The sequence below is a fragment of the Hyphococcus aureus genome (genome assembly GCF_042643165.1).
GTDB lineage: Bacteria > Pseudomonadota > Alphaproteobacteria > Caulobacterales > Parvularculaceae > Hyphococcus > Hyphococcus aureus.
The window spans coordinates 2,041,097-2,067,097 of the sequence record NZ_JBHRSH010000001.1 but is presented as its reverse complement, the minus strand read 5'-3'; the positions used below and the strand labels follow the sequence as shown (position 1 = coordinate 2,067,097).

Here is a 26,001-nt window from a genome sequence, read left to right as displayed (position 1 = left end):
CCGCCGGCGGTAACAAATCTTACTTTTTCACAATTCAAACTCGTTAAGAATTGGAATGCACGTAAAGATCAAATTTGCTCAGCCTCCGAACGAAACGAACTCCAACCTCTGAGATATGGAACCTTCACAACGAATATAATGACAGCCTTGTGCAGAGCATATCAGTTATCGGCGTTGTAAAAACAAATCATTGTTTTGATCTCAACGCTTTCTAAAAGTTCTACAACTTGCTCGAATATAAGACTCGCATAGCGACCTTTGCTAACTGACATCATTCGGAAAAGACTCTACGCCAGCCAGCCAAGTTCTCCAACGGTAGCGGTCATATTCAAACAAGTCTGCCGGGGCACTGCCTTCATCATCCGATAAATTTGCCAAGGCTGCAAAATACTCTCCAAAATCTCTCCGAAATGCTTCTTGCTCTGCAATGTCAAAAATTAAGGGATGGGGACGCAAATCATCACTCATCATCGTTGATAGCTTTGCAGCGAGGAAAAGCATGAAGGTTTCTGATCGACAATAGGCATTGTGGATAATTCCTGGGCTACCTAGAACTCTCTCGCTGTATTCAGCCCAGTGGCTAAATCTTCCTTTTGAGCTTTCCACCAGACGTTTCGGTAGCTCCGCAAGAATACTGCCAAATTCTGGCAATCCGGCCGAGCGGACCCCAGAAATTGCAGACGCCACATCGTGATAACGTCGGGCATTTTTGTCTTCATCTGGTTCAGGGCTAAGCAGAGTGTATTCCGCTATAGGCCCAATCTTCGCTATATTACCTAAGTTCTTTCGCATACCTGCGATAAAAATATTGATCGCCTCGTTCGTTGCTGAGTAAATTCGCAACTTCGATAAAGCTGGACCAAATATAACTCTCAGAAGCACGAACGAAGCAAGGCCAACTAGAGTTATCCCGGAAAGCATTGCGACACCATAAAACCTCTGCTTTGCAGAACACATAGTTTCGAGACCTGTGCAAAAAGCACCTGTCTGAACATCTATCCCAAATGCTTCAAGTAGGCTGTTTAAGAAGTTAAGTCCCGTAGATTGCGCGATACCGGCGTTTATTCCGGACGCAGCGAATAGAATTGTGAATGTCGCCGCACCCGCAAAGAGAGCGCTACGTAGTTGTATAACGAGCGCTGGTATCGCGGCTTGCTCTCCAACCTTATTTTGTATTTTTGATTTACCGCCCTTATTGTACAGATTCTCAAAAGCTGAAACTATTTCGTCATCGCGGTGCCTGAAATGGGCGCTTCCACGTCCTGAAAGAATTTCTTGAATTCGGCCGTTGCGAATCGGCCGCATGAACAAATGCGACGCATAATACAGGACTCCAAAAGCGAGCGCGAACAATGTCGGCCCACCAATGAAAAACGGAACATTATTCCAGAAAAAACCACCTTCTTGATAATCTCCGCCCGCACAAAAGCCAATCAACAATAATAGTGCACCGATTATCCAAGTAAGATGCGACGGTAGTAATGTCCAAGGCTTTTGGGCCAGCCAAGAACCGGACATCCGAATGACGGGTGCCCCGAAGGTAATTAGGCCTTTTAGGTTTCTGCGATTTCGTTTCGGCATAGATGCAAGAGCATCATGCGCTACTGTGCCCCCGTGACTATGGCCGACGATTGCATACGCGATTCGGCGATCTTCGAGAAAGTCTATCTCATTCTTTAACTGACGCGCTGCCGCACGTCTGGCATATTCAGAGTTTTCACCTTTGCGCGCATAATATCGTTCAAGCGGATTTACGCACGCATGATGTTTATTCGGCCATCGGATTGCTCGAATATATAACCGAGTTTCGTTCGGGCCATCAGTAGCCGAGTCCAATGCACCCAACGCACGCGCCAAACAAGATATTTTGTGGATGATACCGGGAAGACCAATAAACGGGTCACTGTCGGCAATTATCTTCTTAAATTCCAAATTGGCCTTGTCAGCATCTTCGTCCTCAAGAACTCTTCTTATCGCGATAGCATCAAAGACCGGTCTGCTCGGAATATTTTGTATGCGTTTGTAGTAACGAACTTTCTTTCCGTTGGTTAATCCGATATATCGTAGCTCTTCTTCGATACTTGGACTCAAACGGGCACTGATGTCGCAATCAGCATCTGAAGCGCCATCATCTGACCACCAATCCAGCGGAGCGTAATCTTCTTCAGATTCTGGAATATCACAGTCATCAACTGCTAGTCCGAGGACTTCGTCACTTCGTCCAATGGCTTTGCGTCGTTGATACTCCGAGCATCTACCGGCATCACCAGCAAACGTGCCGTGCACCGTCAAAATAACAAAGTGCCTTCCCTCGCCGAATCCCGAGTTTGCCATCCCCATTGCCCCCGCATTCATCGATTTGTTGAAGTTAGCCAACCTCAATAGAAAAGGTAAGTCCAGCCCTTTTCTCGGTTGAGAGTTTTACCCCATGTATTCCATTGATTCAGAATAGACTTTTTGAATTTTGTTTTATTACTTTAAGTCTGTCTAACAAGCTGATCACCGCCCTATCGCCCTCCCTATTTTCGCTTGATCGCACATCGGTGCGGTGCGTGGAAAAGTAATCCGACTCAATAGGATGAAATGGGACGACGCGAGACATATATTCTGGCACCCGCCTTATTAGGGAGCCGATATGGACAGCATCGATTTTTGGAAGCTTTGCGATCAGCTAAGCATCGTTCATGCTGCGCTGCTTGTTGCGGGCTATAATCCATCCGATCACCAATCAGTTGAAAATGTTACATTAAGTGGTCAGCCCCCGGGGTATGATGGCGCTAAACATGCGATTTTGTCAGGATTGAGGAAGGGCGCGATTGAAGGCGAGCTAAAATATGAGGAGCCTTTCAATGGAAATGGCGAGCCCTATTTGTGCATCCATAGCTCATATGTTGATGTGGAAAGCCTAAAGGCGTGGCTCATATCCAAGAATGTAAGAGAGCATTTTTTCTTCTTTCCAGAGGCAAAGGTTAGCGAGTTTCTAGATCGCGATCATCCTCGATACTCCCCGAAGCTCGCTGCTGCTGTCACCGCGTGGCATTGGCTAGACGATGAGGCGAAACTTGAAGGCAAAACACCAAAACAGGCTGTTCAAAAGTGGCTGCGGAAGCACGCGGCCGAATACGGCATTTGTGACGATGATGGGAAGCCAAACGAATCGGTGGTCGATAGCATCTCTCAAATCGTGAATTGGAGAACGAAGGGTGGGGCGCCACGGACGCCGACGAAACAGGATTTGGAGGAAAAACCAATCAGCGCGCGAACTCAAATGTCTGTCACGCGGCAAACGGCTCCAAAAACAAATGGAACATCCTATGAATTGGACGATGATATACCATTTTAAGCCGCTGAAAGTTATAGGGTTTTTCTGCTTTCCGGTAGTGATGTAGGGCACATTCCTGTTTTTCCTGCCCCATAAAACGGGATTTTACCTCACACATTTTTTGCTTCTTGCAGCCTATTATCGGCTCCACTTTTTCTAATGTTCGTATGCGACGCAACCAAACGGAGTCGCATAATGTCGAACGAAATCACCCTTCCCCAAACCGGCTTTGTCCGTCTTAAACAAATCCTCGCGCCGCAAGGGCCCATTCCGGTCTCCAAGTCCACCTGGTGGGCTGGCGTTAAAGACGGCCGCTTTCCCAAGCCCATGAAGCTCGGCGACCGCGTCACTGTCTGGCGCGCGGAAGATATTCAGGCGCTCATTGCCAATGGCGTGACCAACGATGGTGCGTCTGACTGTGAAGCGTAAGCCCAATTGGCGCGGGATTAGAAAGCACCGGCCCTACAGGGTCGATGAGGCCGCGCGTACGCTTGGTGTGTGTAAGGCGACCGTGCGCCGCTGGATCAAGCAGGGCTTGCCCACAATCGACAACCAAAAGCCCATGATGGTCCTGGGGCGAAATTTGATCGAATTTCACGAGAAGAGAAAGCGGGCGAAGGCGCCGTGTGGCTTGGGCGAGTTCTTTTGTTTTCGTTGCCGCCAGCCGAAACCCGCCGCCTTCGGAGAAGCTGAAATCGTCTCCGCGACGGCGAAAACCGTTAATCTGCGGGCTTTGTGCGCCACCTGCTCAACGATCATGCACAAGCGCGTATCGCTTCGCAAACTCGCGTCCTTGGCGGCGATTTTGACCATCCAAAACAGCAAGCAGACGAACACCTTAATCAATATGGCGCACCTCTCCCTGATTGTTCACTCGCAAGGACGGTAAAACACATGGCAAAGCACAACCCGAAAAATGAACGAATTAAGCACAAGTATCTTGCTTATCTGGAAGAGGCGAAACGCATGGCGCCCGCGTCTGCAGAGGCCGCCGCCGCAGCAATCGCTCTTTTCGAAGACTCCACCGGCTTCAAGGATTTTGCGGCTTTCCATATCGAACAGGCCCGCCGGTTCAAGCGGCTCCTGAATGATGCTGCCAACCCGAAAACCGGCAAGCCTCTGGCCAAGTCAACGATTCATTCCCGCTTGATGACGGTAAAAGCGTTCTTTCACTGGCTCGCTGGCCAGCCCGGCTATAAATCAAGGATCACTTATGCCGACTGCGAGTATTTTAATCCGTCTGCAAATGACAGCCGTATCGCCACCGCAAAGCGGCCCAAGAGAACGCCCACTCCTGAGCAAATCAAGCATGTGCTGAGCGTTCTCTCGCACTCCACCCCAATAGAGAAACGGGATCGCGCGCTGATCGCCTTCGCCTATCTCAGCGGCGCCCGTGACGACGCTATCGCCTCTTTGAATTTGGGCCATGTAGATTTTGAAAAGAGGTCCATCTTTCAGGATGCGCGCATGGTCCGGACGAAAAACCGTAAGACTTTCACATCTGACTTCTTCCCGGTTGGGGAAGAAATCGAATCAATCGTTGGCGATTGGTTGTCTTTTCTGGCTGACGAAATGCGTTTCGGGCCCGACGATCCGCTTTTTCCATCAACGCTGGTGCAACGGAATGACGACGGTTTGTTCGCCCCCACCGGCCTCTCACGCCAGCACTGGCGCAATGCGGACGCAATCCGGCGCATTTTCCGCCAGTCCTTTGGGGCGGCTGGGCTCCCGTATTTCCACCCCCACTCATTTCGCCGGACCCTGGCGCTTCTTGGTCAAAAACTCTGCAAGACCCCCGAAGCGCTGAAAGCCTGGAGCCAGAACCTGGGCCACGACGCCGTGCTGACAACATTCACGAGCTATGGGGAAATCTCGCCTGAGCGCCAGTCGGAAATCATGCAGACCTTCTCAGAAGGCGGCCCCGCCTCAGCGAGCGAATCACCGCCGCCCGAAGCTATTGAATGGATGAAACGGCAGCTCAAGGGTAATCGCTGATCCGATTGCGAAAACCGCCGGACCCCAATAGCATTTGCCCAAACGGAAAATATAGTGTTCGGCAAATGAACTTATTCAATAGAAAAACGCTCAAGCGACATCTTACAATTCAACCATTGCCAGAACCTCAGCATGCGCTTCTGAAAGAATGGTCGGACCTGATAACTTCCAACCGAATTTTCTCTCAAAAAGAAACAGCACTACATGGGCAATTCGCAACCAAGATAGTCGAAGGCGTTTTAGGCTACGTTGGCTCAGCTGTCTCAGCAGATTATACGGTTTCTACGGAACAAACGATCCTTAAGGGTAGCGTTGATTTGGCGCTCGGTCGTTTTGGCGGACAAACACCTGAAATCCTCGCGCCGTTCGAGTTGAAAGGGGCAGACACGCGCGACCTTGATGCAATCATGCCTGGCCGGAACAAAAGCCCGGTTCAACAGGCATGGGAATACGCCATGAACGCCCCCGGCGTTAAGTGGGTTCTTGTTTCTAACTATATAGAGCTTCGCTTATACGGGTTCGGAGAAGGAACAGTCGCGTACGAAACTTTTCGTCTGGACCGCCTCACTGAGCCTGAAGAGTACGCAAGGTTTATGCTCCTTCTCGGAGCTGAAAATCTCTTGTCGGGACGCACTCTCGAACTGCTTAAGGAAAGTCGTCGCGAAGACAAAGACATTACAGATAAACTCTATAAAGACTACAAGAGTTTACGCCTAAAACTTCTAAGCGCCGTGCAGAAAGCGAATGAAGACATTTCCCCCCTAGACGCTATCGCGCTTGCACAGAAAATTCTTGATCGTGTCTTGTTCATCGCGTTTGCTGAGGACACGAGCTTGCTACCCAGGAACACTCTTGCAACCGCCTTCACGGCCCGCGATCCATACAACCCCCGACCTGTTTGGGAAAATTTCAAGGGGTTATTCCGTGCAATTGATTTGGGCAGTAACGAGCTAAGTATTCAACAATACAATGGTGGTCTTTTCCGTCAGGATAATGCAATTGACTCCCTAGAACTGCCGGACAGCATATGTGAGGGGTTCAAGACGCTAGGCGAATACGATTTCGCGTCTGAAGTGACTGTTACTGTGCTGGGGCACATCTTCGAGCAGTCTATCGCCGATGTGGAACGACTGCAGGCAATTGCGCGAGGAGAAGAGGAAGAACCTGAAAAGACTACCGGCACAACTGGTCGAAGAAAACGCGATGGTGTTGTCTATACGCCTGACTACATCGCACGCTTCATTGTCTCGGAAACCTTGGGCACACACCTAAACGAAATCTTCACCGACATTCTGCGCGATCACACAAAAAAGAACGCAGATCTCACCGACTATTCATCCATTCCGTGGCGCAGAAGATCAGCTGAGCTGGAGGCTTGGCAGGCCTATCGCGACCGGATTAAGACACTACGCATCGTCGATCCCGCTTGTGGTTCCGGTGTTTTTCTTGTCATGGCATTCGACTTCATGAAATCGGAACTCACTCGCGTGAATGATAAAATCGCCGAGTTGGAGGGCAAAGAGCTGCACGCTGACCAATTCCTAGATACCGATAGCGACATTCTCGCGAACAACTTATTTGGCGTAGATGTAAATGACGAGAGCGTAGAAATCGCCAAACTGTCTCTATGGATTAAGACCGCTCGGCTGGGGAAGGTATTAGATAGCCTGTCCGGCAGCATCCGCGTAGGTGACAGCCTGATCGAAGATAGCAACTTCGCCTATCTCGATCATGCTTTTACTTGGGAAACAGCGTTCTCAAGTATCTTTGCCGAAGGTGGTTTTGATGTAGTTTTGGGTAACCCACCCTACGTTCGGATGGAGCTGTTAAAAGCGTTGAAGCCTTATTTGGAAACGCGCTATGAAGTTGTGTCTGATCGTGCGGATCTATACTGCTATTTTTTCGAGCGAGGTTTGCGTCTGCTAAAACCTGGTGGTCGCATGGGTTTCATCTCCTCAAGTTCCTTTTTTAAGACCGGATCGGGTAGACCACTACGCGAATTTCTACTTCGCGAGGCGACCATCGAATCCGTCGTTGATTTTGGCGATCTGCAGATTTTCGAAGGTGTCAATACAACCCCGGCAATTCTGACAATGAAACACGGTTCTGCTAGCGTTGACCACAAATTACGATTTTGGAAAATCGACAATTTGCCTGAAAGCAACTTTCAGGCCGCATGGGAGAATGCAGCGCAAGCTTACCCGCAAGCCGCGCTTGGAGCCGGCTCATGGGAGTTGGAAAATTCTGCCTTGCGTGCATTACGCGAGAGGATCAAATCTGGACGCGAGTCTCTAAGAGAGGTGTATGGATCACCACTATATGGAGTGAAAACGGGCCTGAATCCAGCGTTTATTATCAGTACCGAGACAAAAGAAAGGCTATGCGCTGAAGACCCGCGGTCTGTCGAGGTGCTAAAACCGTTACTAAAAGGTGGTGATTTGGCGCGCTGGCGAATAGAGCCTGAGGGCTGGTGGATTATTTACACACCAAAAAAGAAAATAAATATCAGCCAGTATCCTGCTATCAGAGATTGGCTGCTGCCATTCAAATCACAGTTGGAACAGCGTGCGACAAAACAAGAATGGTTCGAGTTGCAACAAGATCAATTTAGGTATCTTGAGGGTTTTGCAGCAAAGGGAATCTGTTTCCCAGACATGTCACAAGGTCCTAAGTTTTCTATGTCGCCAGAAGGCTACTGTTTCGAAACGACTACCTTCAAAATCAACGGCGACTTTACCCTACTTGCCTACCTCAATAGTAAGGTGGTTTGGTTCTGTTTAAGAGGTGAAGCTAATGCTCTTAGGGGTGGGGAGTGGCGCCTTCGATTGAAGCGACAATATATAGAGCCATTACCAATCCCCAAGTTCGACACGCAGACTAGAGACAGTTTGGCTGCTTTGGCTGAGCAGGCACAAAATCTTGCAGAACAACAATATAAGCTGCAAATCTCTATATCTCGGCGGATCTACGACCTTTGCCCGTCACATCTGGAAGCAAAGCTAACGACGAAACTTAAAGAATGGTGGACGCTGCCTGATTTCGCCTCGTTCCGCAAAGAAGTGAAGAAAGCATTCAAGAGCGATATTCCGCTCTCAGAGCGTTCCGCTTGGGAAGATTGGATCACCCGAGAGAGGGCAAAGATATTCCAACTTGGTAGCGAGATCACCCAAATCGAAGCTAACATTGACAAAATCGTATATGGCTTGTTTGAATTGACTGAAGATGAAGTGGCGCTGCTCGAAGCGAGCATCTGAGCCTTACGTCTAATTTTGTTGGTATTTTTGTTGGTATCGTCAATTTGAAAACAATAGAAACCCCTATACTATCAATGCCTTAGATGAAATTTTCGACGCCTCTCCTGGCACCACATACTTTCGGATAGCGCGGAAAATAGTGTCTGCCGGCGGCGACGGGCCCTGCCGGCCACCAGTTGATGTCGCTCATATTTGACCAGTGGCTTCCCATCTAACACTATAATCCAGTGAAGTGAGGAGCTTCGGGCAAAGGGCCGCCAGCGCCCGGTTTTGGCAGGGATATGGAGCAGTCAACACCGCCCGAAATCAGCCCCGAGCACGCCTTTGTCACGACAGACCTGTCAAAGGTCTATGGCGAAGGAGCGGCGGCGGTTCACGCCTTGCGCGGCGTCGATCTGGAAATTCCGGCTGGCGAACTCGTCGTCCTGTTGGGGCCGTCTGGAAGCGGAAAGTCCACTCTTTTAAATATTCTTGGCGGAATCGACCGCGCCTCGAGCGGTCGCGCTTTTTTCAAAGGAGATGAACTGACGGCGATGAATGACCGCCAGCTGACCGCCTATCGCCGGCGCCATGTGGGCTTTGTTTTTCAGTTCTATAATCTGATGCCGAGTTTGACCGCACTCGAAAATGTGGATCTGGTCGCGGAAATCGCGATTGCGCCGATGTCGTCTATGGAGGCCCTTGATATGGTCGGCCTGAAAAATCGCGCCACCCATTTTCCTTCCGAGCTTTCCGGCGGTGAGCAACAGCGCGTCGCCATCGCCCGCGCAATCGCCAAAAACCCGACCGTGCTTTTTTGCGATGAACCTACAGGCGCCCTCGACAGCACGACCGGCGTCGGCGTTTTGAAGGCGCTACAAGACCTCAACACAAGGCTCGGCACAACGACGCTGATTATCACCCATGCGGCGGCGACCGCAGCCATGGCCGATCGCGTCATCCATTTCGCCGACGGACAGATTCGGGAAGTGGTCAAAAACGACTACAAAGCCTCGCCCGATGACATCAGCTGGTGACGCTTATGCTTTCCCTTACCAGCATTCTTGACCGCAAACTGCTCCGCGATCTCTGGCGCATCAAGGGACAGGCGGCGGCGATTATTTTCGTCATCGCCGCCGGAATATCATTGTTCGTGATGTCCCACGGCATGATGATTTCGCTCGACGAGACCATGCGCGCTTACTACGAGCGCTATCGCTTCGCCGATATGTATGCGCCGGCGAAACGCGCGCCCGATTACCTTTTATCGGAGCTGCGGGCGCTGCATGGCGTCAACGATGTGGAAGGACGCATCAATGGCGGGGGGCTTGTAACCCTGCCTGGCGTTTCGGCGCCGATCAGCGCCCGTGTCTTGTCCTACGATCCCGAGTCGGCGGCGCCAATCAACGGTGTTCATTTGTCGTCAGGGCGCATGATTTCACCGACGCATTCAAATGAAATCCTGTTGCTTAAATCCTTCGCCGACGCCCATGGCCTTGAGCCTGGGGACACGCTGCCCATCACCATGAACGGCGTGCAGCATGAATTCGTTATCGCAGGGCTCGCCCTGTCTCCGGAATTTATCTACGCCCTGCCCCCCGGAGATTTTGTTGTCGATGCGTCCCGTTTCGCCGCGCTCTGGGCGAACGAAGACGTGATGGAGGCGGCCTATGATCTGGACGGCGCCTTCAATGAAGCGGTTCTGACTTTCTCGCCGGGCGCGAATGAACAGGCGTTGATTGACGCGCTCGACCGGATACTCGCGCCATATGGCGCAACCGGCGCTTATTCGCGCGCAGATCAACTCTCGAACAAGTTTTTGGTCGAGGAACTGGCGCAGTTGAAAACCATGGGCCGCGTCATGCCGCCGATCTTTCTCGCCGTTTCTATTTTTCTGTTGAACATCGTCATCACGCGCCTTGTTCAGACGGAGCGCGAACAGATCGGTCTGATCAAGGCTTTTGGATATTCCAATATAGATATCGCTATTCACTATCTCAAATTCGTGCTGGCGATTGCGCTTGGCGGCGCGCTGGTCGGATGGGGCGGCGGCATCTGGCTCGGAAGGATGATCGGAGCGATCTATCAGATCTATTTCCATTTTCCTTTTCTGGTTTTTATCGCCGATTTTTCAACGCTCGGTATTGCACTCACCATTAGCGCGCTCGCCGCCGCCGCGGGCGCCTTTTTCGCAGTCCGCTCCGCCATCATCCTGACGCCGGCTGTCGCGATGCGCCCGCCCGCGCCGCCGAAATACGCCAGCGGCAACGGATTTCAAAAAGCGGTCAGCCGGTTTCTCGATCAGCCGAGCCGAATGATCCTGCGCCGTCTCGCCAGAAATCCTTCACGCGCGCTCCTCACCGCATTCGGGATCGGCGCCGCTATGGGGCTTTCGGTGATGATGCGCTTCAATATGAACGCGACCGACTACATGCTCGATGTCAGCTTCAACGTGATCGATCGCAGCGATGTGCTCGTCACTTTTGTCGAGCCCATGTCGGACAAGACCATCCTCGAACTCGCCAGCGTTGAGGGTGTGAGCCTGGTGGAGCCGTTCCGGTCAACGCCTGTCATGTTCAAGAATGAGCGCATTGATTTTCTTGGCGCCATTACAGGCTTGCCGGATAATCCTGTGCTCAATCGCGCTGTCGACTCGAACCTGAACGATGTCGATATTTCAGGTGACGGCATTGTTCTCTCCGAACAGCTGGCGAAAATTTTGAATGTTTCGGTCGGCGACACATTGACTGTCGAAGTCCGCGAAGGGCGCCGCCCGACGCTTGGCATTCCGGTCATCGGCCTTGTGGAAGCGCTTATCGGCACGCCTGCCTATATGGACATGGCGGCGCTTAACCGGCGCCTAAAAGAGCCGAACCGTGTTTCCGGCGCCTATCTGAAAATTGACCCGCGCATGCGGGTCCATGTTTACGATCACATCAAGGCGATCCCGATGGTCGCCGGCGTCAGCCTGAGACGAGAGGCCTATGAAAATTTCGCCAAAATGATCGACGAAGGGCCCGGCGTCTTTCGCTATATCATGTCGGTATTTTCGATCGTGATTGCGGCCGGCGTTGTTTATAACGGCGCGCGCATCGCCTATATTGAACGCCAGCGCGATCTCGCGAGCTTACGCGTGCTTGGCTTCACCAAGATCGAAACCGGCTATGTCCTCCTGGGAGAGCTTGCGGCGCTCGCCATCATCGCCCTGCCCATCGGGTCGGCGCTGGGCTATCTGATCTGGTCATATATGGCGACCGCCATGTCAACGGAACTTTACCAAATTCCTGTCATCTATAGAGAAGACGGGCTTGGCTATGCGGCGATTATTATTCTCCTGGCGACTGCTGTCGCCGGGGCGTTTGTACAGAGCGATGTGTCTAAACTCGATATGGCGAACGCGCTCAAAACCCGGGACTGAGTCAGATGAACGGATTGAAATCACGCAGCACCGTTATCGCCGCCGCCATCGCAATTGTCGGCCTCTTCATGCTTTACGCATTCTGGCCGCGCGCCATGGCGGTTGATCTTGGCGCGGCTATGCGCATGCCGATGATGGTGACCATCGATGAGGAAGCCAAAACGCGTGTGCGCGACGCCTATATCGTCTCGGCGCCTGTCGCCGGCAGGCTGTTGCGCGTTGATGTGGAGCCCGGCGATGAAGTGATAGAAGGTGAAACCGTGATCGCGCGCCTGACGCCGGCGAGCCCCGGCGTGCTTGACGTGCGCACCGAGGAACAGGCGCGCGCCGCCGTCGAAGCCGCAGAGGCGGCGCTGACGCTCGCTAAAGCGGAGGTGCGCCGCGCCGCCGCCGATGCCGATTATGCGCGCGCCGAATTGAACCGCACCCGGACGCTCAGAGAGACGGATACCGTTTCCGAAGCCGCCCTTGACCGCGCCGAGCGCGCCTCCCGGTCCGCCAATGCGGCGCTCGACACCGCCCGCGCCGCCGTTTCCTTGCGCGAAGCCGATCTCGACAACGCCCGCGCCATGTTGATGACGCCGGTGGAAGCGGACGCGAAAGCGGCGGGCACAAACCCGCATCCGCAAATATCGATCCCGCTGCGCGCGCCCATCTCCGGCCGCATCCTGCGCGTTATTCAGGAAAGCGAAACCGTGCTCCCCGCAGGCGCCCCTATTCTTGAAATCGGCGACCCGCTCGGGGATCTGGAAATCGTGGCTGAACTCCTCTCAACGGATGCGGTGAAAGTCTCGCCCGGCGACAGAGTCATCATTGATAAATGGGGCGGCGACGACCCGCTGGAAGCGCGCGTTGAAAAAATCGAGCCTTGGGGTTTTACAAAATATTCCGCGCTTGGCGTTGAGGAACAGCGCGTCAATGCGGTTATCCAGTTTTCAGGCCCGGGGGAAACACGCGCGCGGCTTGGCCATGGCTTTCGCGTCGAAGCGCGCATTGTTATCTGGGAATCAGATCAGGCATTGGCGATTCCCTCAAGCGCCGTCTTTCGGCAAGGCGATCAATGGGCTGTGTTCGCGGTCGATAATGGGCGCGCACGCATGCACACTATTGAGACCGGCCATAATAACGGCATCATGACCGAAGTTCAGAACGGCCTTGAAGACGGGGATTCAATTATATTGTATCCGGGCAATCGCGTTCGGGACGGCGCGCGCGTCAAGCAGCGTGAACTCGAATAACGCGCAGTCTCACCAATGTTCTAGCTTGCCAAGAAAATACTCGTGCAAGTCGCGTTCGTTTTCATTGGTGAGATCCTTGTCATAAACGCCGATCAGTTTCGCCGTCGTTTCCGCAGACAGTTTTTTCCGCAAAACGCCTAGGGCCGCCGGCGGGGCCGCCACCACAAGCTGGTCGAACCGACCTTTCTTTTCCGCCTCCGCCAAGTCTCGCGCGCAATCAGCAAGAAACTCTTCAGCAGCCTTGTCATGCTCGGATGCGCCCGTCACCGCAAAAGGTGCGCCGGTGCCGATGGTGCGCCCGCGAGTCGGACGATCCCGCCCAAGATCGCGCGAGGGTTTGCGCGCGTCATCATCTGCGGCCTCTTCCAGCTTCGACCAGGTCCCGTGGGGACCTGAACTTTCAAAAATACGGGACTTTGCGCTGTCGACAATCAGGAACCAGGTCGTTCGTCTTGGCAGCTTCATGAAGCCTCCTTGCGCTGGGCCGTAGTCGCCGGCGAAGCGCATCATCAAAAATAGACAGCACCAATATAGGCGCGGTATGGTTTACAACAAGACTGTCCGTAGTGCGACGTTTACGCATGGCGAAGGAATTGTCCGCTGAAACCGCTCCGCCCCTGGCATACCCTGAACGTTCATGACGCCTTCGCGGAACTCAATGCGAAAAGCGAAGGCCTGTCAGAAGCGGAGGCAAGCCGCCGGCTTGAGGCTGATGGCCCGAATAAACTGCCCGAAACCGGCCGCCCGTCGCGACTGCTTATCATTATCCGCCAGTTCAATAATCCGCTGACCTTTATTCTGTTCGCCGCTGCTGCGGCGGCTTTCATTCTGGGAGAGAATGCTGACGGCGTTTTCATATGCGCCGTTGTCGCCATCAATGTCTTCATCGGCGCCTTGCAGGAATGGCGCGCCGAAGCAAGCGCGGCGTCGTTGAAGAAGACACTGCGGATTAAGCCTACGGTCATTCGCGACGGTGTGCGGCGCGTCATCGACATTGAAGAAATTGTCTCCGGCGACATTGTCTGTCTCGAGTCGGGCGCTGTCGCGCCGGCGGATCTGCGTCTTGTCTCCGCGCAGGATCTGCGGATGGATGAGTCTCTTCTCACCGGCGAGTCGAAGCCCGCCTCAAAACAAAGCGACACAACGCTTGAGGAAGCAACAACGCTCGGCGACCGACGCAACATGGCGCTGGCCGGCACGATGGTCGTCGCGGGCCGCGGCGTGGGGCTGGTCTGCGCCGTGGGCGAAGCGACCGAGATCGGCGCCATTGCAAAAATGCTGGGCGCGCGCGGCGCAAGACCGCCGCTTCTCATCCGCATGGAAGCGTTCTCCGCGCGGATTGGCCTATTCATCGTCGGTCTCACCGCGTTGCTGGGCCTTGCGTTTTTTCTTCAGGGCGCCGCTTTTTCAGACGTCTTGCTTCTCTCTGTCGCGCTCGCCGTCTCTGCGATACCGGAGGGGTTGCCCGCCGCCATAACCGTCACGCTCGCCATTGCATCCTCGCGCATGGGCAAGCGCAATGTCATCGTAAGGCGGCTGCCCGCCGTGGAAGCGCTGGGCTCTTGTACGCTGATCGCGACCGACAAGACGGGAACACTCACGGTCAATCGCCTGACCGCCAAGAAAATCATCCTGCCCGATGGCGCAGAATTCGACATCACCGGCGAAGGCCTGGAGCTTTCCGGCGAGTTGCAGCCTGCAGGCGGAGTGGAATGTGATGACCTCACAAAAGACCGCGTGTTTCTACTTTCGCGCGCGGCCGCCCTCACCAATGAGGCCGCCATTCACGAGACCGATGGCGTTGTCGAAGCCCAGGGGGATTCCGTTGACATCGCCTTTCTGGTGCTCGCGGAGAAACTCGGCGCACGAAAAAAAGACCTGCAGAGCACGTTCCGCCGTCACTCGGCCCTGCCCTATGAACCCCAGCATGGATATTCCGCCTCCCTCGACATCGAAACCGAGAATGGCTTCATCTCCGCCAAGGGCGCGCCGGAAATCGTCCTCAACATGTGCGCTCATTTTGACAGGAAAACCGCAGAGGATGCGCTGCACCGTCTCGCAAGCGCCGGTTATCGCGTTATCGCCGTAGCGCAAGGATCGGCGCCTTCTGACGGAGGGGCGCTTGAAGCGCAACATCTTGGCGATCTCGATTTTCTGGGCTTTGTCGGCCTCATCGATCCGCTCCGCCGGGAAGCGCCAGAAGCCGTCGCCTGCGCCCGCGCAGCCGGCATCGACGTGCGCATGGTGACGGGCGACCATCCGGAAACGGCGCTCGCCATCGCCCGCCAGCTCGACCCGTCCTGGGCGCCGGAAACCGTGCTGACCGGCGCAGAACTGTCGAGCCTCACAGGCGATGCCTTGCGGGACAGGATTAACGGCGCTGCGATTTTCGCACGCGTTGAACCGGCGCAAAAAAACCTGATCGTGCGCGAGCTTCAAGCGCAAGGTCACTTCGTCGCCGTCACGGGCGACGGCGTAAACGACGCCCCGGCGCTGAAAGCCGCCAATGTCGGCGTCGCCATGGGCGCTGGCGGCACCGATGTGGCGCGCGCCGCCGCCGATCTCATTATCACCGACGACAATTTCGCCTCGATCGTCGCAGGCGTTGAAGAAGGCCGCGCCGCCTATGACAATATCCGTAAAATTGTCTGGCTGTTGCTCGCCACCGCCGTCACGGAAGTCCTGATCTTTATACTCGCGCTCACCTTCTCCATGCCGATTCCCCTGACGGCGGTGCAAATTCTCTGGATGAATCTCGTCACAGAGGGCGTTCAGGATGTCGCGCTCGCCTTTGAAGGCAAGGAGCCCGATCTGATGAAACGCAAGCCGCGAAGACCGAAAGAACCGATTTTTGACCGGCAAATGATTGAGCAATGCCTTGTCATCGGCCTTTATGTCAGCATCATTTCCTTCGGCCTTTACTATTACCTCTATGAGATTCTCGGATTCGATATCGAAACGGCCCGAAATATCACGTTGTTGTTTCTCGTTTCGTTTCACAACTTTCACGCCTTCAATTGCAGGTCCGAAACACGGTCCGCCTTCCGCGTGCCGCTTCGCGCCAACCCCATCCTGATTTTCGGCGTCGCCGGGGCGCAGCTGTTGCATATTCTCGCCATGTACACGCCGGTGATCAGCGATGTGTTGGAGATCGAACCCGTCGCTCTGTGGGAATGGGCTGTCGTGTTTGCGCTCGGCGGAACGGTTGTGGTGGTTGGCGAGCTCTATAAGTTTTTCATCGCGCGACCGCGGGCGCAGCGCCATTTCGCCGGGCCTATGAAAGCACCCGCCCATGCATGATGACGGCAAGACAGAGATGGAAACCGGCGAGCTCGAAACTGCGCCAGAGCCACGGCGCATATCGCGGCTCATCGCTGTTCTTGTCGGCGTATCGGCGCTCGCAGGGCTGGTTCTTTTCATTGCCAATAGCGGCGACATCACAGCCTTTGCAAGACAGGCCGCGAACGCCAGCGCGGGCCCATTGGCGGGCGCCGTCGCCATACAAGCGCTCCCTTATATTTTCGCCGCCTATGTGTGGTTTCTCTTTTTGAAGCGCATGGGAGACGCGCCCAGATTGCGCTCGCTTATTCCCCTGTCATTCGCCAAATTGTTCGCCGACCAGGCGCTGCCTTCTGGCGGTTTGTCAGGGGCGGCGTTTTTCCTCTTTGCGCTCACGAAACGGGGCGTGCCGGACAAGACCGCGTTCCGCACTTTTGTTTTCGCAACTTCCGCCTATTTCCTGGCGTTTCTGATCACCGCCATCATCAGCCTGATCGCGCTTTCCACGGCGGAAAAGGCGCCGCCCGCGCTCTCGGCCAGCGTATCGGCTTTCGCCGGCGTCTTCCTGCTGCTCACCCTCATCGCCGGCCTTATCATTCTTTATAAACCCGAAAGGGCGCCGTCTTTCGTGCGCAACCATCGGCTCACGGCGAAAGCGGCGGAGTTCCTCGGCGCAGCCATCCACGACATTCGCACTATGCCTGCGCTTTTCGCAAAGATGACCCTCATCCTTATCGCCGTGCGGGCGGTTGACGGCTTGACCCTGATGCTGATCTCACACGCGATTGGCGCGCCCATTGCTTTTTCAACCGGTTTCATTGCGGTCGCCACCGCCTCTATCGCCGCCACGATCGGGCCTGTTCCCATGGGGCTGGGGACTTTTGAAGCCGGAATGATTGCAAGCCTGAGCGTCTTCGGCGCTTCCATGGAGGACGCCCTCACCATCACCCTGATTTATCGTGGATTGACGCTGTGGCTGCCGCTGCTGCCGGGATTCCTGATCATACAACGGGAATTTCTCCACCGGCCAAGCGCTCCACCGGCGAGGAAAGCTGATCCTGATCAATCCTGAAACGCGGCGTTGTGTTTAAAATACAGAGCAGAACGAAAGAAGGGAGTTTTCCCTTGTTCAAGGATCGCCGACAGGCTGGGAAATTACTCGCGGACAAGCTTGCGCTTTATGCGACGGCTAATCCTGTTGTCTACGCCCTGCCGCGCGGCGGCCTGCCTGTCGCGGAAGAAGTTGCGCGCCGCCTGAAAGCGCCGCTTGACCTTATTCTCGTCCGCAAACTCGGCGCGCCCGGACATGAGGAACTCGCCATGGGCGCCATCGTCGACGGCGGGGCGCCAACGACGATCCTTCATCAGGATATCGTTTCCGAACTGGCCGTTCCGGATCGCTATATTGAGGAAACCAAAACCGCCGCGCTGCGCGAAATCGAACGCCGCCGACAGCTTTATATGAAAGACAGTCCAGCAATTTCACCCGAGGGGCGAACGGCGATTATCGTCGATGACGGTCTCGCCACAGGCGCCACGATGGAGGCTGCCGTCGCCGCCATGCGCAAGGCGAAGGCCGGCCGCATCATTGTCGCCATTCCTGTTGCGCCGGAGGACGCCGTGCGAAATCTCCTGAAAACCGCTGATGACGTCGCCGTCCTCACAACGCCCTATCCCTTTTTATCCGTGGGTTCGTGATATGAATCCTTTCCTCAACTCACCGATCAGGATGTCATCGATACGCTTGAACGATGTCATTCGATGTCCATAGAGAGGCAGGATACTCCATGACCGATTATATTGCATGGTTCTCAGATATTTCGAGAGATGATGTCGCGCGCGTCGGCGGCAAGAACGCATCCCTCGGCGAACTCGTCAGCAACCTTTTCGAGGCGGGCGTTCGGGTTCCCGGCGGTTTCGCCGTCACAGCCGCGGCCTATAAAAAATTTCTTGAAGCAAACGGGCTTGACGAAAAGCTTGCGCGCGAACTGGCGCGATATGAAAAAGACTCGGGCGCGCTCGCCGATGTGGGACGAGCGGTGCGCGCACTCATTCTGGAAGGAGAGATGCCAGAGGTTTTGGCCGACGCCATTCGCGGGGCATATGAAAAGCTGGCCGAAGGCGGCCCCGCGCCCAGCGTCGCCGCACGATCAAGCGCCACGGCGGAGGACCTTCCCGAGGCAAGTTTCGCCGGCCAACTTGAAACCTATCTCAATGTTCAGGGCGCCGCGGCGCTGATGGAAGCCTGCCGAAAATGTTTCAGCTCGCTCTATACGGATCGGGCCATCAGCTATCGGCGCAATCATGGTTTTGGCCAGATGGATGTCGCGGTGTCCGTGGGCGTGCAGCGTATGGTCCGCTCCGACGAGGGGTCGTCAGGCGTCATGTTCTCCATCGACACAGAAAGCGGATTTCCGAATATTGTGCTGATCAACGGCGCGTGGGGCCTTGGCGAAACCGTCGTTCAGGGCATGGTCGATCCCGATGAGTATGAAGTTTTCAAACCTTTGCTGAACAATGCGACGCTGAGCCCCATCCTGCACAAAAAATGCGGCGCCAAAGAACAGAAAATGGTTTACGCAACTGGCGGAGACCGGCCCGTCGCCCTGAAACAAACGTCCCCCGAAGAGCGCAACGCTTATGTCCTGACTGAGTCGGAAATTCTGACACTCTCGCGCTGGGCCCTGAAGATTGAAGACCATTATGGCCAGGCCATGGATATGGAATGGGCGAAAGACGGCGAAACCGGCGAACTTTTCATCGTACAGGCGCGCCCGGAAACGGTGCAGACGCGCAAAGCCGCGGGGGCTTTGAAAACCTATCACCTGAAAGGCAGCGGGACGCGATTGCTTGAAGGCTCGGCGATTGGCGACGCAATCGCATCGGGTAAAGTCTGCCGTATCGAAAGCGCAGATCATATCGCCAATTTCAAGGACGGATCGGTGCTGGTCACAAAAACCACCGACCCTGACTGGGCGCCCATCATGAAAAAGGCCGCCGCCATCGTCACCGATCATGGCGGGCGCACCAGCCACGCCGCCATTGTCAGCCGCGAGCTCGGCCTTCCCGCGATTGTCGGCGCCGGAAACGCGACTGAAATCCTGCGTGACGGACAGGACGTCACCGTTTCCTGCGCCGAAGGCGAGACCGGATATGTCTATGACGGCCTGCTTGATTTTGACTCCAGAGCGCTCGACCTGACCGCCGCGCCGAAAACGCACACGCAGATCATGCTCAATATGGCGAACCCGTCGACCGCCTATCGCTGGTGGCGGCTACCGAGCGACGGCGTCGGCCTTGCGCGCATTGAGTTCATCATCAGCGACATCATCAAAATTCACCCGCTGGCGCTCGCGCGATTTGACAGCCTTGAAGACAAGAGGGCCCGCCAAGAGATTGAAAAACTCACCAGAGCCTATGATGACAAGGAGGAATATTTCATCGACCTCCTGTCCCGCGGCGTCGCCCGGATCGCGGCTGCGCATTACCCCAACCCCGTTATCGTGCGGTTGAGCGATTTCAAAACCAACGAATATGCAAGTCTCATCGGCGGCAAAGCATTTGAGCCTGAAGAAGATAATCCGATGATCGGCTGGCGCGGGGCCAGCCGCTATTACCACGATAATTATCGGGATGGTTTTGCGCTTGAATGCAGGGCGATGCGCCGCGCCCGCGAAACGCTTGGCCTTTCCAACATCAAACTGATGATCCCGTTTTGCCGCACACTGGAGGAGGCGGACCGGGTGATTGAGGAAATGGCGGGCAATGGCCTTAAACGTGGCGAGCATGGCCTTGAGATCTACGTCATGGCCGAAATTCCGTCGAACATCATTCTTGCTGAAGCGTTTGCCGACCGCTTCGATGGTTTTTCCATCGGCTCAAATGATTTAACGCAGCTTACATTAGGCATTGATCGTGACAGCGCCATGTTGCAACCGCTCTTCGATGAGCGCAATGCGGCTGTCACCACACTCATTTCAGAGCTGATTAAAAAGGCCGGGGCGAAAGGCGCGCCGGTTGGCATCTGCGGTCAGGCGCCGAGCGATTATCCGGAATTCACTGCGTTTCTCGTTGAGGAAGGCGTCACATCAATCTCGGTGAACCCAGACAGCTTCCTCAAAGTGAAAGAGACTGTCGCCGCCGCGGAAAAGCCCCGCTAGCGCATCATCAAAACTGGCATCTTCGCTTCATGTATCATGTGGCGGGTAAAGCCGCCCAACACAGCCTCGCGCCAGCGGCTGTGAGAATAGGCGCCCATCACCAACAGATCCGGCTGTTCCTGCCGGATTTCCTTATCCAGCCGTGCAGTGACATTTTCATTGTCCTGCACCTCTACCTTCATACGCGCCGCCTCGACGCCGTGGAGGCGCAAATAAGCGGTGATGTCATCAGTGTTGATAAAGGGTTCATCGGCCTTGCGCACGGAAATCACCGTCACCGTTTCCGCGCTCTGCAGCAGTGAGAGCGATGCAGCGACGGCGCGCGCCGCCTCCTGACTGCCGTTCCAGGCGACCACGATTTTTTTCGGCGCGCCGGGAAGACCGCTTGCCGGCGCCAACAACACAGGCCGGCCCGACTCAAACAAAAGACTTTCAGCAATACTTTCTTCCATCGGGCTGGCGTCATCGCCCGCCGCGGCGAGGATGGAAAAATCATATGCGGTCGCCTGAAGGGCGTATTCCATCAAGACGTCGCCTTCCCCCTCACTCCATGACGCCGTGGCGCCATGTTCGTCCTTGTGTTCTTCAAGGGGGACTACGCCAACGCCGGTGTCAGCGCATATCTTGGTGAAAAGCTCTTTCAGATTGTCTGCGAGCGTATCTTCAGCCTTCTGAAAACTTTCCGTAAACTCAGTGGAGACGCCGCCAAGAGGAAAGTAAACGGTGGTGGCGGGAACGGGACGGCTGCGGATATGGACAGCGGTGAGATGCCCTTTGGATTCTTTTCGAAGCGCCACAGCGGCGCGAAAGGCGGTTTCAGCCGACTTCTCTTCAAAGAACGGAATGAAGATCGATTTTAGCGCCATGACGGTCTCTCCTGAAAAAAAGAAGCCTAGCCCGAGCTTCAGATGCCTTTATTGACCAAAGTCAATGCATCCTCCCGCGCAGTCTATTCTTCTTCAAGGGCGCGGCGCAAACGCCGCAAAATAACGTTTCGGGCGCGCTCATCCGCCGCTCCTTCCAGCGCCTCACGGATATCGAGAGAAAGCTGGGCCAGGTCATTGTGCCAGTCCAGATTGACCACACCCGCATGCCCCAAACGCCGGGGGCCGGTTCGCGTTGAAATCCCGCCCTCTCCCAGGAGGTCGACTTCATCATCAAGGCTCGGAACAATCACGCGGTCATTGTCAAATCCGGCGGCGACAAGACGGCTGCGCAACGCCTCAAGCCCCTCGCTTTCGCCATGCGTTAAGAAGACGCCGCGCGTCACGGGCTTGCGCGCCATCATCCAGTCAAAAAGGCCGCTTGCATCCACATGCCCGGAATAAATATCGATGGACTGAATATGCGCGTTTACGCGAACTTCCTCGCCCTGAATGCGCACCGCTTTAGCGCCCTGCTCCAGGATGGCGCCGAGCGTGCCGCCTGCCTGATAGCCCGTCAGCAAGATGGTGTTCTTCTTGTCCCACAACCGGCGTTTTAAATGATGGCGAATACGGCCCGCCTCGCACATGCCGCTGGCGGCGATGATGATGACGCCGTTCTCATAATTGTTGATGGCCTTGCTTTCATCGACCGTACGCGTGAAATGAAAAGCAGGATTTTGAAAAAGGTCGCCATTGAGACCGAGATCTTCCAGATCGTCTGCATGGCGTTCGAAGGTCTCGGTCGCCTTGATCGCAAGCGGCGAGTCCAGAAACACAATCCGCTCCTCGATCTCGCCTTTCTTCATCAACATGCTGAGATCGGCGAGAAGCTCCTGCGTGCGCTCAACGCTGAAAGCCGGAATGACCAGCACTCCGCCGCGCTCCATCGCCTGCTGCACGATGCCGCCCAGCACCTTGCGGCGCGCATCAGGCTTCAAGACCGGCCGCTCGCGGGCGCCATAGGTCGCCTCGCAAATCACATAATCAAGATTGCTGGGCCCGTCGGGGTCAGGGTGGAACAGCTTGTGATCGGGCCCGATATCGCCGGAAAACAAAAGCCGCATGATGCGCTCTTCGTCGTCTCCGGTTTCGATTTCCACTTCAATGGACGCCGACCCGAGAATATGTCCGGCGTTCCAGAACCGCGCCCGCACGCCGGGCCCCGGCTCGAACCAACGCTGATAATCTCTGGCGATAATCTCTTCCGCCGCCGTCGCGCCCTGTTCGCTGGTGTAAATCGGTTCAACCGCTTTACGGCCGCGCTGCGCATTTCGGCGGTTCAGAAAGCCGACTTCCGTTTCCTGAATATAGCCGCTGTCTGGCAACATGAAGCGCAGAAGATCTCTCGTCCCTTCCGTCGCATAGACCTTTCCCTCAAAGCCGTTGCACATCAGTTTCGGCAGCAAGCCGCTGTGATCGATATGCGCATGCGTCAGCAAAACGAACTCCGCTTCATCCGCCGGAAACGGAAAGTCGCCGTAATTAAGCTCCTTAAGGGTTTTCGAACCCTGAAACATGCCGCAATCGACGATAAAGGCGCCCTTTTCATGCTCGATCCAGTAGCACGAGCCGGTGACCGTTCCCGCAGCGCCGCAAAATTTTATCCGCATACTCATGAACGCCACTCCTTCTCCAGCGCCGCAGCGAGCAAAGGCGAAATCTCCGCCGCATTTGTGGCGTGCGCCACGGTGTCTGTCGAGCGAATCGACGCGACGCCCGCCTTCAGCATGTTTTGTTCATCCGCTTTTGTGAACAGGGCATGCGCGGCCAGCACATCTATACGCTTTGCGCCGTGAGTTTTTAAAAGCGAGGCGGCGGCGGAAATAGTCGCTCCTGTGGAAATGACATCATCGACAAGATAAATATGCTTATCCGCGATAGTTGCTGTGTCTTCCGCCGTTACAGACACCTTGCAGTCACCCTCGCGTTGTTTCCTTAACGTCATATACTGCGCGCCAACTGCGGACGCCACGGACGCCGTCCAGCTTTGCGACTCAGCGTCAGGCCCGACAATAAGCATATCAGTCACCGCAACAGCATCGTGCTGGATCAGATCCGCCAGCAAGGAGGCCGCAGACAGAGCTGACGTTTCAATGCCCGGCATCACGGCCGCAAGCGTTTTTGTGCGATGAAGGTGCGGCTCCACGGTGATGACACGGTCAAACCATTGCGCCAGCAGCCCACAGACAACGCGCTGGGCCACCGCTTCTCCTTTGTGAAAGGCGATATCCTGACGCATATAACAAAGATAAGGCGCGACCAGGACTAACCGCTTCACGCCAGCGTCCCGAAACGCAGAGGCCGCCAGCCCAAGCTCTATGAGCTTCGCGTTTGGGTCATTCAGCGAACAATAGACAATCACCGTTTCCGCAATTGACGGGACCCGCACAAGGCTTTCTCCATCCGGAAACTTGTGAATGTTGATTTCCGACAGCGCGACGCCGGTTTTCGCTTCCAGCCTTTGGGCCGCTTTCAGATCCTCCGGCATCGCTGCAATCAGGCGCTTCATCATTCCTTTATGCTTCCTCGCACCGCTGTGCCGTCCACCATTACGCCTGAGTCTTCGTGCGCCATCGCCTTGGCGAATTCGAAATCGGACGCGAAACAGGAATGGATGCGATAAAGCGGGTCTCCCTTTCTGGCGTGATCGCCGATCTTTTTGAATAGGTCGATGCCGGCGCCTTTGTCCGTGGGAGCGCCTGCAAGCCGCGCAATGCGCGCGATCCGGAAGCAATCCATGGCGCCGACAACGCCGTCACAGGTTGCTACAATCTCCGCGGTCAATTCGCCGGCGCAGGCTGGCGACGCCGCGCGCCCTTGCGCTTCAATGATCCGCTCCATCGCGGCAAGGGCCTCACCGGAATCAAGCAACTCCTGCGCCCGCACCCGCCCGGCGCCGCCGCGCAAGGCCGGGTCAAAGTCGAGAACACGCCCCGCCAGCAATAATGACCGCGCGCGGAGATCGGCCGGCGCATCTGGCTGATTTGTCAACACCGCCATGACGTCGCGCGCCTCCAGCACCGGGCCGACGCCGCGCCCCACGGGCTGCGCGCCATCCGTGAAGACAACATCGATCACGAGACCGATTTCGGCGCTCACATATTCCATGAGCTTGCGAAGGCGCACCGCATCGCCTTGCGATCTGACCTTCGCCGTCGGCCCCACAGGAATATCGAGCACAATATGTGTCGATCCCGCCGCCAGTTTTTTCGACAATATGGAAGCGACCATCTGTTCGCGCGTATCGATCGCCAGAGGCCGCTCCACCGTGATCAAGACATCATCGGCGGGTGAGAGATTGACATGGCCGCCCCAGGCGAGACAGGCGTTTTCGAGACCGACAACGCGCTTCATATCGTCAATTGAAAGCGCCACATTTGCGAGCACTTCCATGGTGTCCGCCGTGCCGCTTGGCGATGTGATCGCACGCGACGATGTTTTCGGCATTTTAAGCCCATGCGCCGCAACAATGGGCGCCACGATCATCGAGGTGCGATTACCCGGAATCCCGCCAATACAATGTTTGTCAACAATGAGCGGCGCGTTCCATTTAATTTCTGTTCCGCTCTCCGCCATCGCCCGCGTTGTCGCCAACAGCTCATCCGTTGTCGTGAAACTGGCTGACGCAATCAAATAAGCGGCGATTTCCATAGGCGAGTAACGATGCGTGGCGACATCAGTGATGATGGCTTTTATATCTTCGGCGCTCATCACTTCGCCGCCGATCTTGCGCCGCACTGCGTCAAGGCTGCGCGGCGGCGTCGCCTGTGCGATCTGCACGCTGGCGCCTTCGGCAAGACCAAGCCGCCGGAAGGCGGGCGCTCCGACGCCAAGCTCGTCCGGCGCCGTAATCGTGTGGTCATCCGTGACAACCAGCGTGGCGAGAAGTTTCTTCGTCCCGGCGCTGACTTCAATTTTCTTCAGCGCCCTGAATTCCTCCGGGCGATAAACTGTGCATTGCCGGGATAGGAAAACCGTGTTTTCCGGGTCGGTATCGATCGCAACGTATTTTATTTTTAAATAATCCGTCTGCGCCGCCATGCTCATTCTCCGGATCGACCGCCAGGCATTGTTGCAGCGATATCATTCACTCTACGCCTGCCGCAATAAGATCATGCGGCGCCTCCCTCTCCGGGACGCAGACTGCATGTCACCACGATATAATAGTATCACCTGCTGACCTTGATCTCGTGCAACTGATTCTCAAAAAAGTGCGGCGTTTTCGTTGTGAAAGATCTTTCCGAAGCACAATCGCGCCGCATCGCAAAAAAGCAACGCGCGCCGTCCATAACCAGGCGGCGCATCGGCGCGTTGCGGCATGCCTCTTGGCGTGCGCCTTGCCAAAGACGTTGATCAGTGCTGCAATTCGCGTGAGAGGACGCTAACTTTGGTTAGGCGCCCGCCCCTGTCGGAAGCAAATAGCGCCGGTC

At 55.4% G+C, this 26,001-nt stretch carries 18 protein-coding genes; 12 read left to right on the top strand and 6 right to left on the bottom strand.

Translation table 11 applies throughout. The annotated features are described in order from the left end of the window. Positions 1-261 precede the first annotated feature (261 nt). A complete protein-coding gene (locus ACFOOP_RS10160; protein ID WP_379880834.1) occupies positions 262-2,340 on the bottom strand; it encodes a hypothetical protein in 2,079 nt (692 codons plus the stop codon). Between the two features lie 295 nt (positions 2,341-2,635). Here ACFOOP_RS10160 and ACFOOP_RS10155 point away from each other — a divergent pair, with 295 nt between their 5' ends. From ACFOOP_RS10155 to ACFOOP_RS10120, 8 genes are all read left to right on the top strand, one after another. Then, positions 2,636-3,343, top strand: a complete 708-nt coding sequence (locus ACFOOP_RS10155; protein WP_379880833.1) for a hypothetical protein — start codon at positions 2,636-2,638, stop codon at positions 3,341-3,343. Positions 3,344-3,517: 174 nt separating this feature from the next. After that, positions 3,518-3,751, top strand: a complete 234-nt coding sequence (locus tag ACFOOP_RS10150; RefSeq protein WP_379880832.1) for a helix-turn-helix transcriptional regulator — start codon at positions 3,518-3,520, stop codon at positions 3,749-3,751. Continuing rightward, a complete protein-coding gene (locus tag ACFOOP_RS10145) occupies positions 3,726-4,211 on the top strand; it encodes a helix-turn-helix domain-containing protein (protein WP_379880831.1) in 486 nt (161 codons plus the stop codon). The genes ACFOOP_RS10150 and ACFOOP_RS10145 overlap by 26 nt, the downstream gene beginning before the upstream one ends. A gap of 5 nt (positions 4,212-4,216) precedes the next feature. Further along, a complete protein-coding gene (locus tag ACFOOP_RS10140; protein ID WP_379880830.1) occupies positions 4,217-5,317 on the top strand; it encodes a tyrosine-type recombinase/integrase in 1,101 nt (366 codons plus the stop codon). A 65-nt stretch (positions 5,318-5,382) separates the two neighbouring features. After that, positions 5,383-8,571, top strand: a complete 3,189-nt coding sequence (locus ACFOOP_RS10135; protein ID WP_379880829.1) for an Eco57I restriction-modification methylase domain-containing protein — start codon at positions 5,383-5,385, stop codon at positions 8,569-8,571. 281 nt (positions 8,572-8,852) lie between these two features. Then, a complete protein-coding gene (locus tag ACFOOP_RS10130; protein WP_379880828.1) occupies positions 8,853-9,587 on the top strand; it encodes an ABC transporter ATP-binding protein in 735 nt (244 codons plus the stop codon). Positions 9,588-9,592: 5 nt separating this feature from the next. Further along, positions 9,593-11,968 (top strand): ABC transporter permease, encoded by a 2,376-nt coding sequence (locus ACFOOP_RS10125; RefSeq protein WP_379880827.1) that lies wholly within the window; start codon positions 9,593-9,595, stop codon positions 11,966-11,968. A 5-nt stretch (positions 11,969-11,973) separates the two neighbouring features. After that, positions 11,974-13,206: an efflux RND transporter periplasmic adaptor subunit gene (locus tag ACFOOP_RS10120; RefSeq protein WP_379880826.1), complete on the top strand. Its 1,233-nt coding sequence runs from the start codon at positions 11,974-11,976 to the stop codon at positions 13,204-13,206. 9 nt (positions 13,207-13,215) lie between these two features. On the opposite strand, the gene ACFOOP_RS10115 is transcribed toward ACFOOP_RS10120, so the two are convergent. Continuing rightward, a complete protein-coding gene (locus tag ACFOOP_RS10115; RefSeq protein WP_379880825.1) occupies positions 13,216-13,671 on the bottom strand; it encodes a host attachment protein in 456 nt (151 codons plus the stop codon). A 135-nt stretch (positions 13,672-13,806) separates the two neighbouring features. On the opposite strand from ACFOOP_RS10115, the gene ACFOOP_RS10110 reads away from it, so the two are divergent. From ACFOOP_RS10110 to ppsA, 4 genes are all read left to right on the top strand, one after another. Then, positions 13,807-16,506, top strand: coding sequence for a cation-translocating P-type ATPase (locus tag ACFOOP_RS10110; protein ID WP_379881549.1), 2,700 nt, complete (start codon positions 13,807-13,809; stop codon positions 16,504-16,506). Beyond that, a complete protein-coding gene (locus ACFOOP_RS10105; RefSeq protein WP_379880824.1) occupies positions 16,499-17,557 on the top strand; it encodes a lysylphosphatidylglycerol synthase transmembrane domain-containing protein in 1,059 nt (352 codons plus the stop codon). Before ACFOOP_RS10110 ends, ACFOOP_RS10105 begins: the two co-directional genes overlap by 8 nt. A 53-nt stretch (positions 17,558-17,610) precedes the next feature. Further along, positions 17,611-18,183 carry a phosphoribosyltransferase gene (locus ACFOOP_RS10100; protein WP_379880823.1) on the top strand — a complete coding sequence of 191 codons (573 nt, stop codon included), beginning with the start codon at positions 17,611-17,613 and terminating at the stop codon, positions 18,181-18,183. Between the two features lie 89 nt (positions 18,184-18,272). Further along, positions 18,273-20,645 carry a phosphoenolpyruvate synthase gene (gene ppsA / locus ACFOOP_RS10095; protein ID WP_379880822.1) on the top strand — a complete coding sequence of 791 codons (2,373 nt, stop codon included), beginning with the start codon at positions 18,273-18,275 and terminating at the stop codon, positions 20,643-20,645. Here ppsA and ACFOOP_RS10090 read toward each other — a convergent pair. The 4 genes from ACFOOP_RS10090 to ACFOOP_RS10075 all read right to left on the bottom strand — a co-directional run bounded on the left by ACFOOP_RS10090 (position 20,642) and on the right by ACFOOP_RS10075 (position 25,612). Next, complete coding sequence (locus ACFOOP_RS10090) at positions 20,642-21,511, bottom strand: universal stress protein (RefSeq protein WP_379880821.1); 870 nt, start codon at positions 21,509-21,511, stop codon at positions 20,642-20,644. The two genes, ppsA and ACFOOP_RS10090, sit on opposite strands and share 4 nt — an antisense overlap. A gap of 83 nt (positions 21,512-21,594) precedes the next feature. Then, a complete protein-coding gene (locus ACFOOP_RS10085) occupies positions 21,595-23,187 on the bottom strand; it encodes an MBL fold metallo-hydrolase (protein WP_379880820.1) in 1,593 nt (530 codons plus the stop codon). Further along, complete coding sequence (locus ACFOOP_RS10080; protein ID WP_379880819.1) at positions 23,184-24,083, bottom strand: ribose-phosphate diphosphokinase; 900 nt, start codon at positions 24,081-24,083, stop codon at positions 23,184-23,186. Before ACFOOP_RS10080 ends, ACFOOP_RS10085 begins: the two co-directional genes overlap by 4 nt. Continuing rightward, a complete protein-coding gene (locus ACFOOP_RS10075; protein ID WP_379880818.1) occupies positions 24,080-25,612 on the bottom strand; it encodes a thymidine phosphorylase family protein in 1,533 nt (510 codons plus the stop codon). The genes ACFOOP_RS10080 and ACFOOP_RS10075 overlap by 4 nt, the downstream gene beginning before the upstream one ends. Between the last annotated feature and the right edge of the window lie 389 nt (positions 25,613-26,001).

Excerpts from the sequence above, each read along its gene's own strand:
- ACFOOP_RS10160 (WP_379880834.1), bottom strand. The coding sequence starts at position 2,340 with ATGGGGATGGCAAACTCGGGATTCGGCGAGGGAAGGCACTTTGTTATT.
- ACFOOP_RS10155 (WP_379880833.1), top strand. The coding sequence starts at position 2,636 with ATGGACAGCATCGATTTTTGGAAGCTTTGCGATCAGCTAAGCATCGTT.
- ACFOOP_RS10150 (WP_379880832.1), top strand. The coding sequence starts at position 3,518 with ATGTCGAACGAAATCACCCTTCCCCAAACCGGCTTTGTCCGTCTTAAA.
- ACFOOP_RS10145 (WP_379880831.1), top strand. The coding sequence starts at position 3,726 with ATGGTGCGTCTGACTGTGAAGCGTAAGCCCAATTGGCGCGGGATTAGA.
- ACFOOP_RS10140 (WP_379880830.1), top strand. The coding sequence starts at position 4,217 with ATGGCAAAGCACAACCCGAAAAATGAACGAATTAAGCACAAGTATCTT.
- ACFOOP_RS10135 (WP_379880829.1), top strand. The coding sequence starts at position 5,383 with ATGAACTTATTCAATAGAAAAACGCTCAAGCGACATCTTACAATTCAA.
- ACFOOP_RS10130 (WP_379880828.1), top strand. The coding sequence starts at position 8,853 with ATGGAGCAGTCAACACCGCCCGAAATCAGCCCCGAGCACGCCTTTGTC.
- ACFOOP_RS10125 (WP_379880827.1), top strand. The coding sequence starts at position 9,593 with ATGCTTTCCCTTACCAGCATTCTTGACCGCAAACTGCTCCGCGATCTC.
- ACFOOP_RS10120 (WP_379880826.1), top strand. The coding sequence starts at position 11,974 with ATGAACGGATTGAAATCACGCAGCACCGTTATCGCCGCCGCCATCGCA.
- ACFOOP_RS10115 (WP_379880825.1), bottom strand. The coding sequence starts at position 13,671 with ATGAAGCTGCCAAGACGAACGACCTGGTTCCTGATTGTCGACAGCGCA.
- ACFOOP_RS10105 (WP_379880824.1), top strand. The coding sequence starts at position 16,499 with ATGCATGATGACGGCAAGACAGAGATGGAAACCGGCGAGCTCGAAACT.
- ppsA (WP_379880822.1), top strand. The coding sequence starts at position 18,273 with ATGACCGATTATATTGCATGGTTCTCAGATATTTCGAGAGATGATGTC.
- ACFOOP_RS10090 (WP_379880821.1), bottom strand. The coding sequence starts at position 21,511 with ATGGCGCTAAAATCGATCTTCATTCCGTTCTTTGAAGAGAAGTCGGCT.
- ACFOOP_RS10085 (WP_379880820.1), bottom strand. The coding sequence starts at position 23,187 with ATGAGTATGCGGATAAAATTTTGCGGCGCTGCGGGAACGGTCACCGGC.
- ACFOOP_RS10080 (WP_379880819.1), bottom strand. The coding sequence starts at position 24,083 with ATGATGAAGCGCCTGATTGCAGCGATGCCGGAGGATCTGAAAGCGGCC.
- ACFOOP_RS10075 (WP_379880818.1), bottom strand. The coding sequence starts at position 25,612 with ATGGCGGCGCAGACGGATTATTTAAAAATAAAATACGTTGCGATCGAT.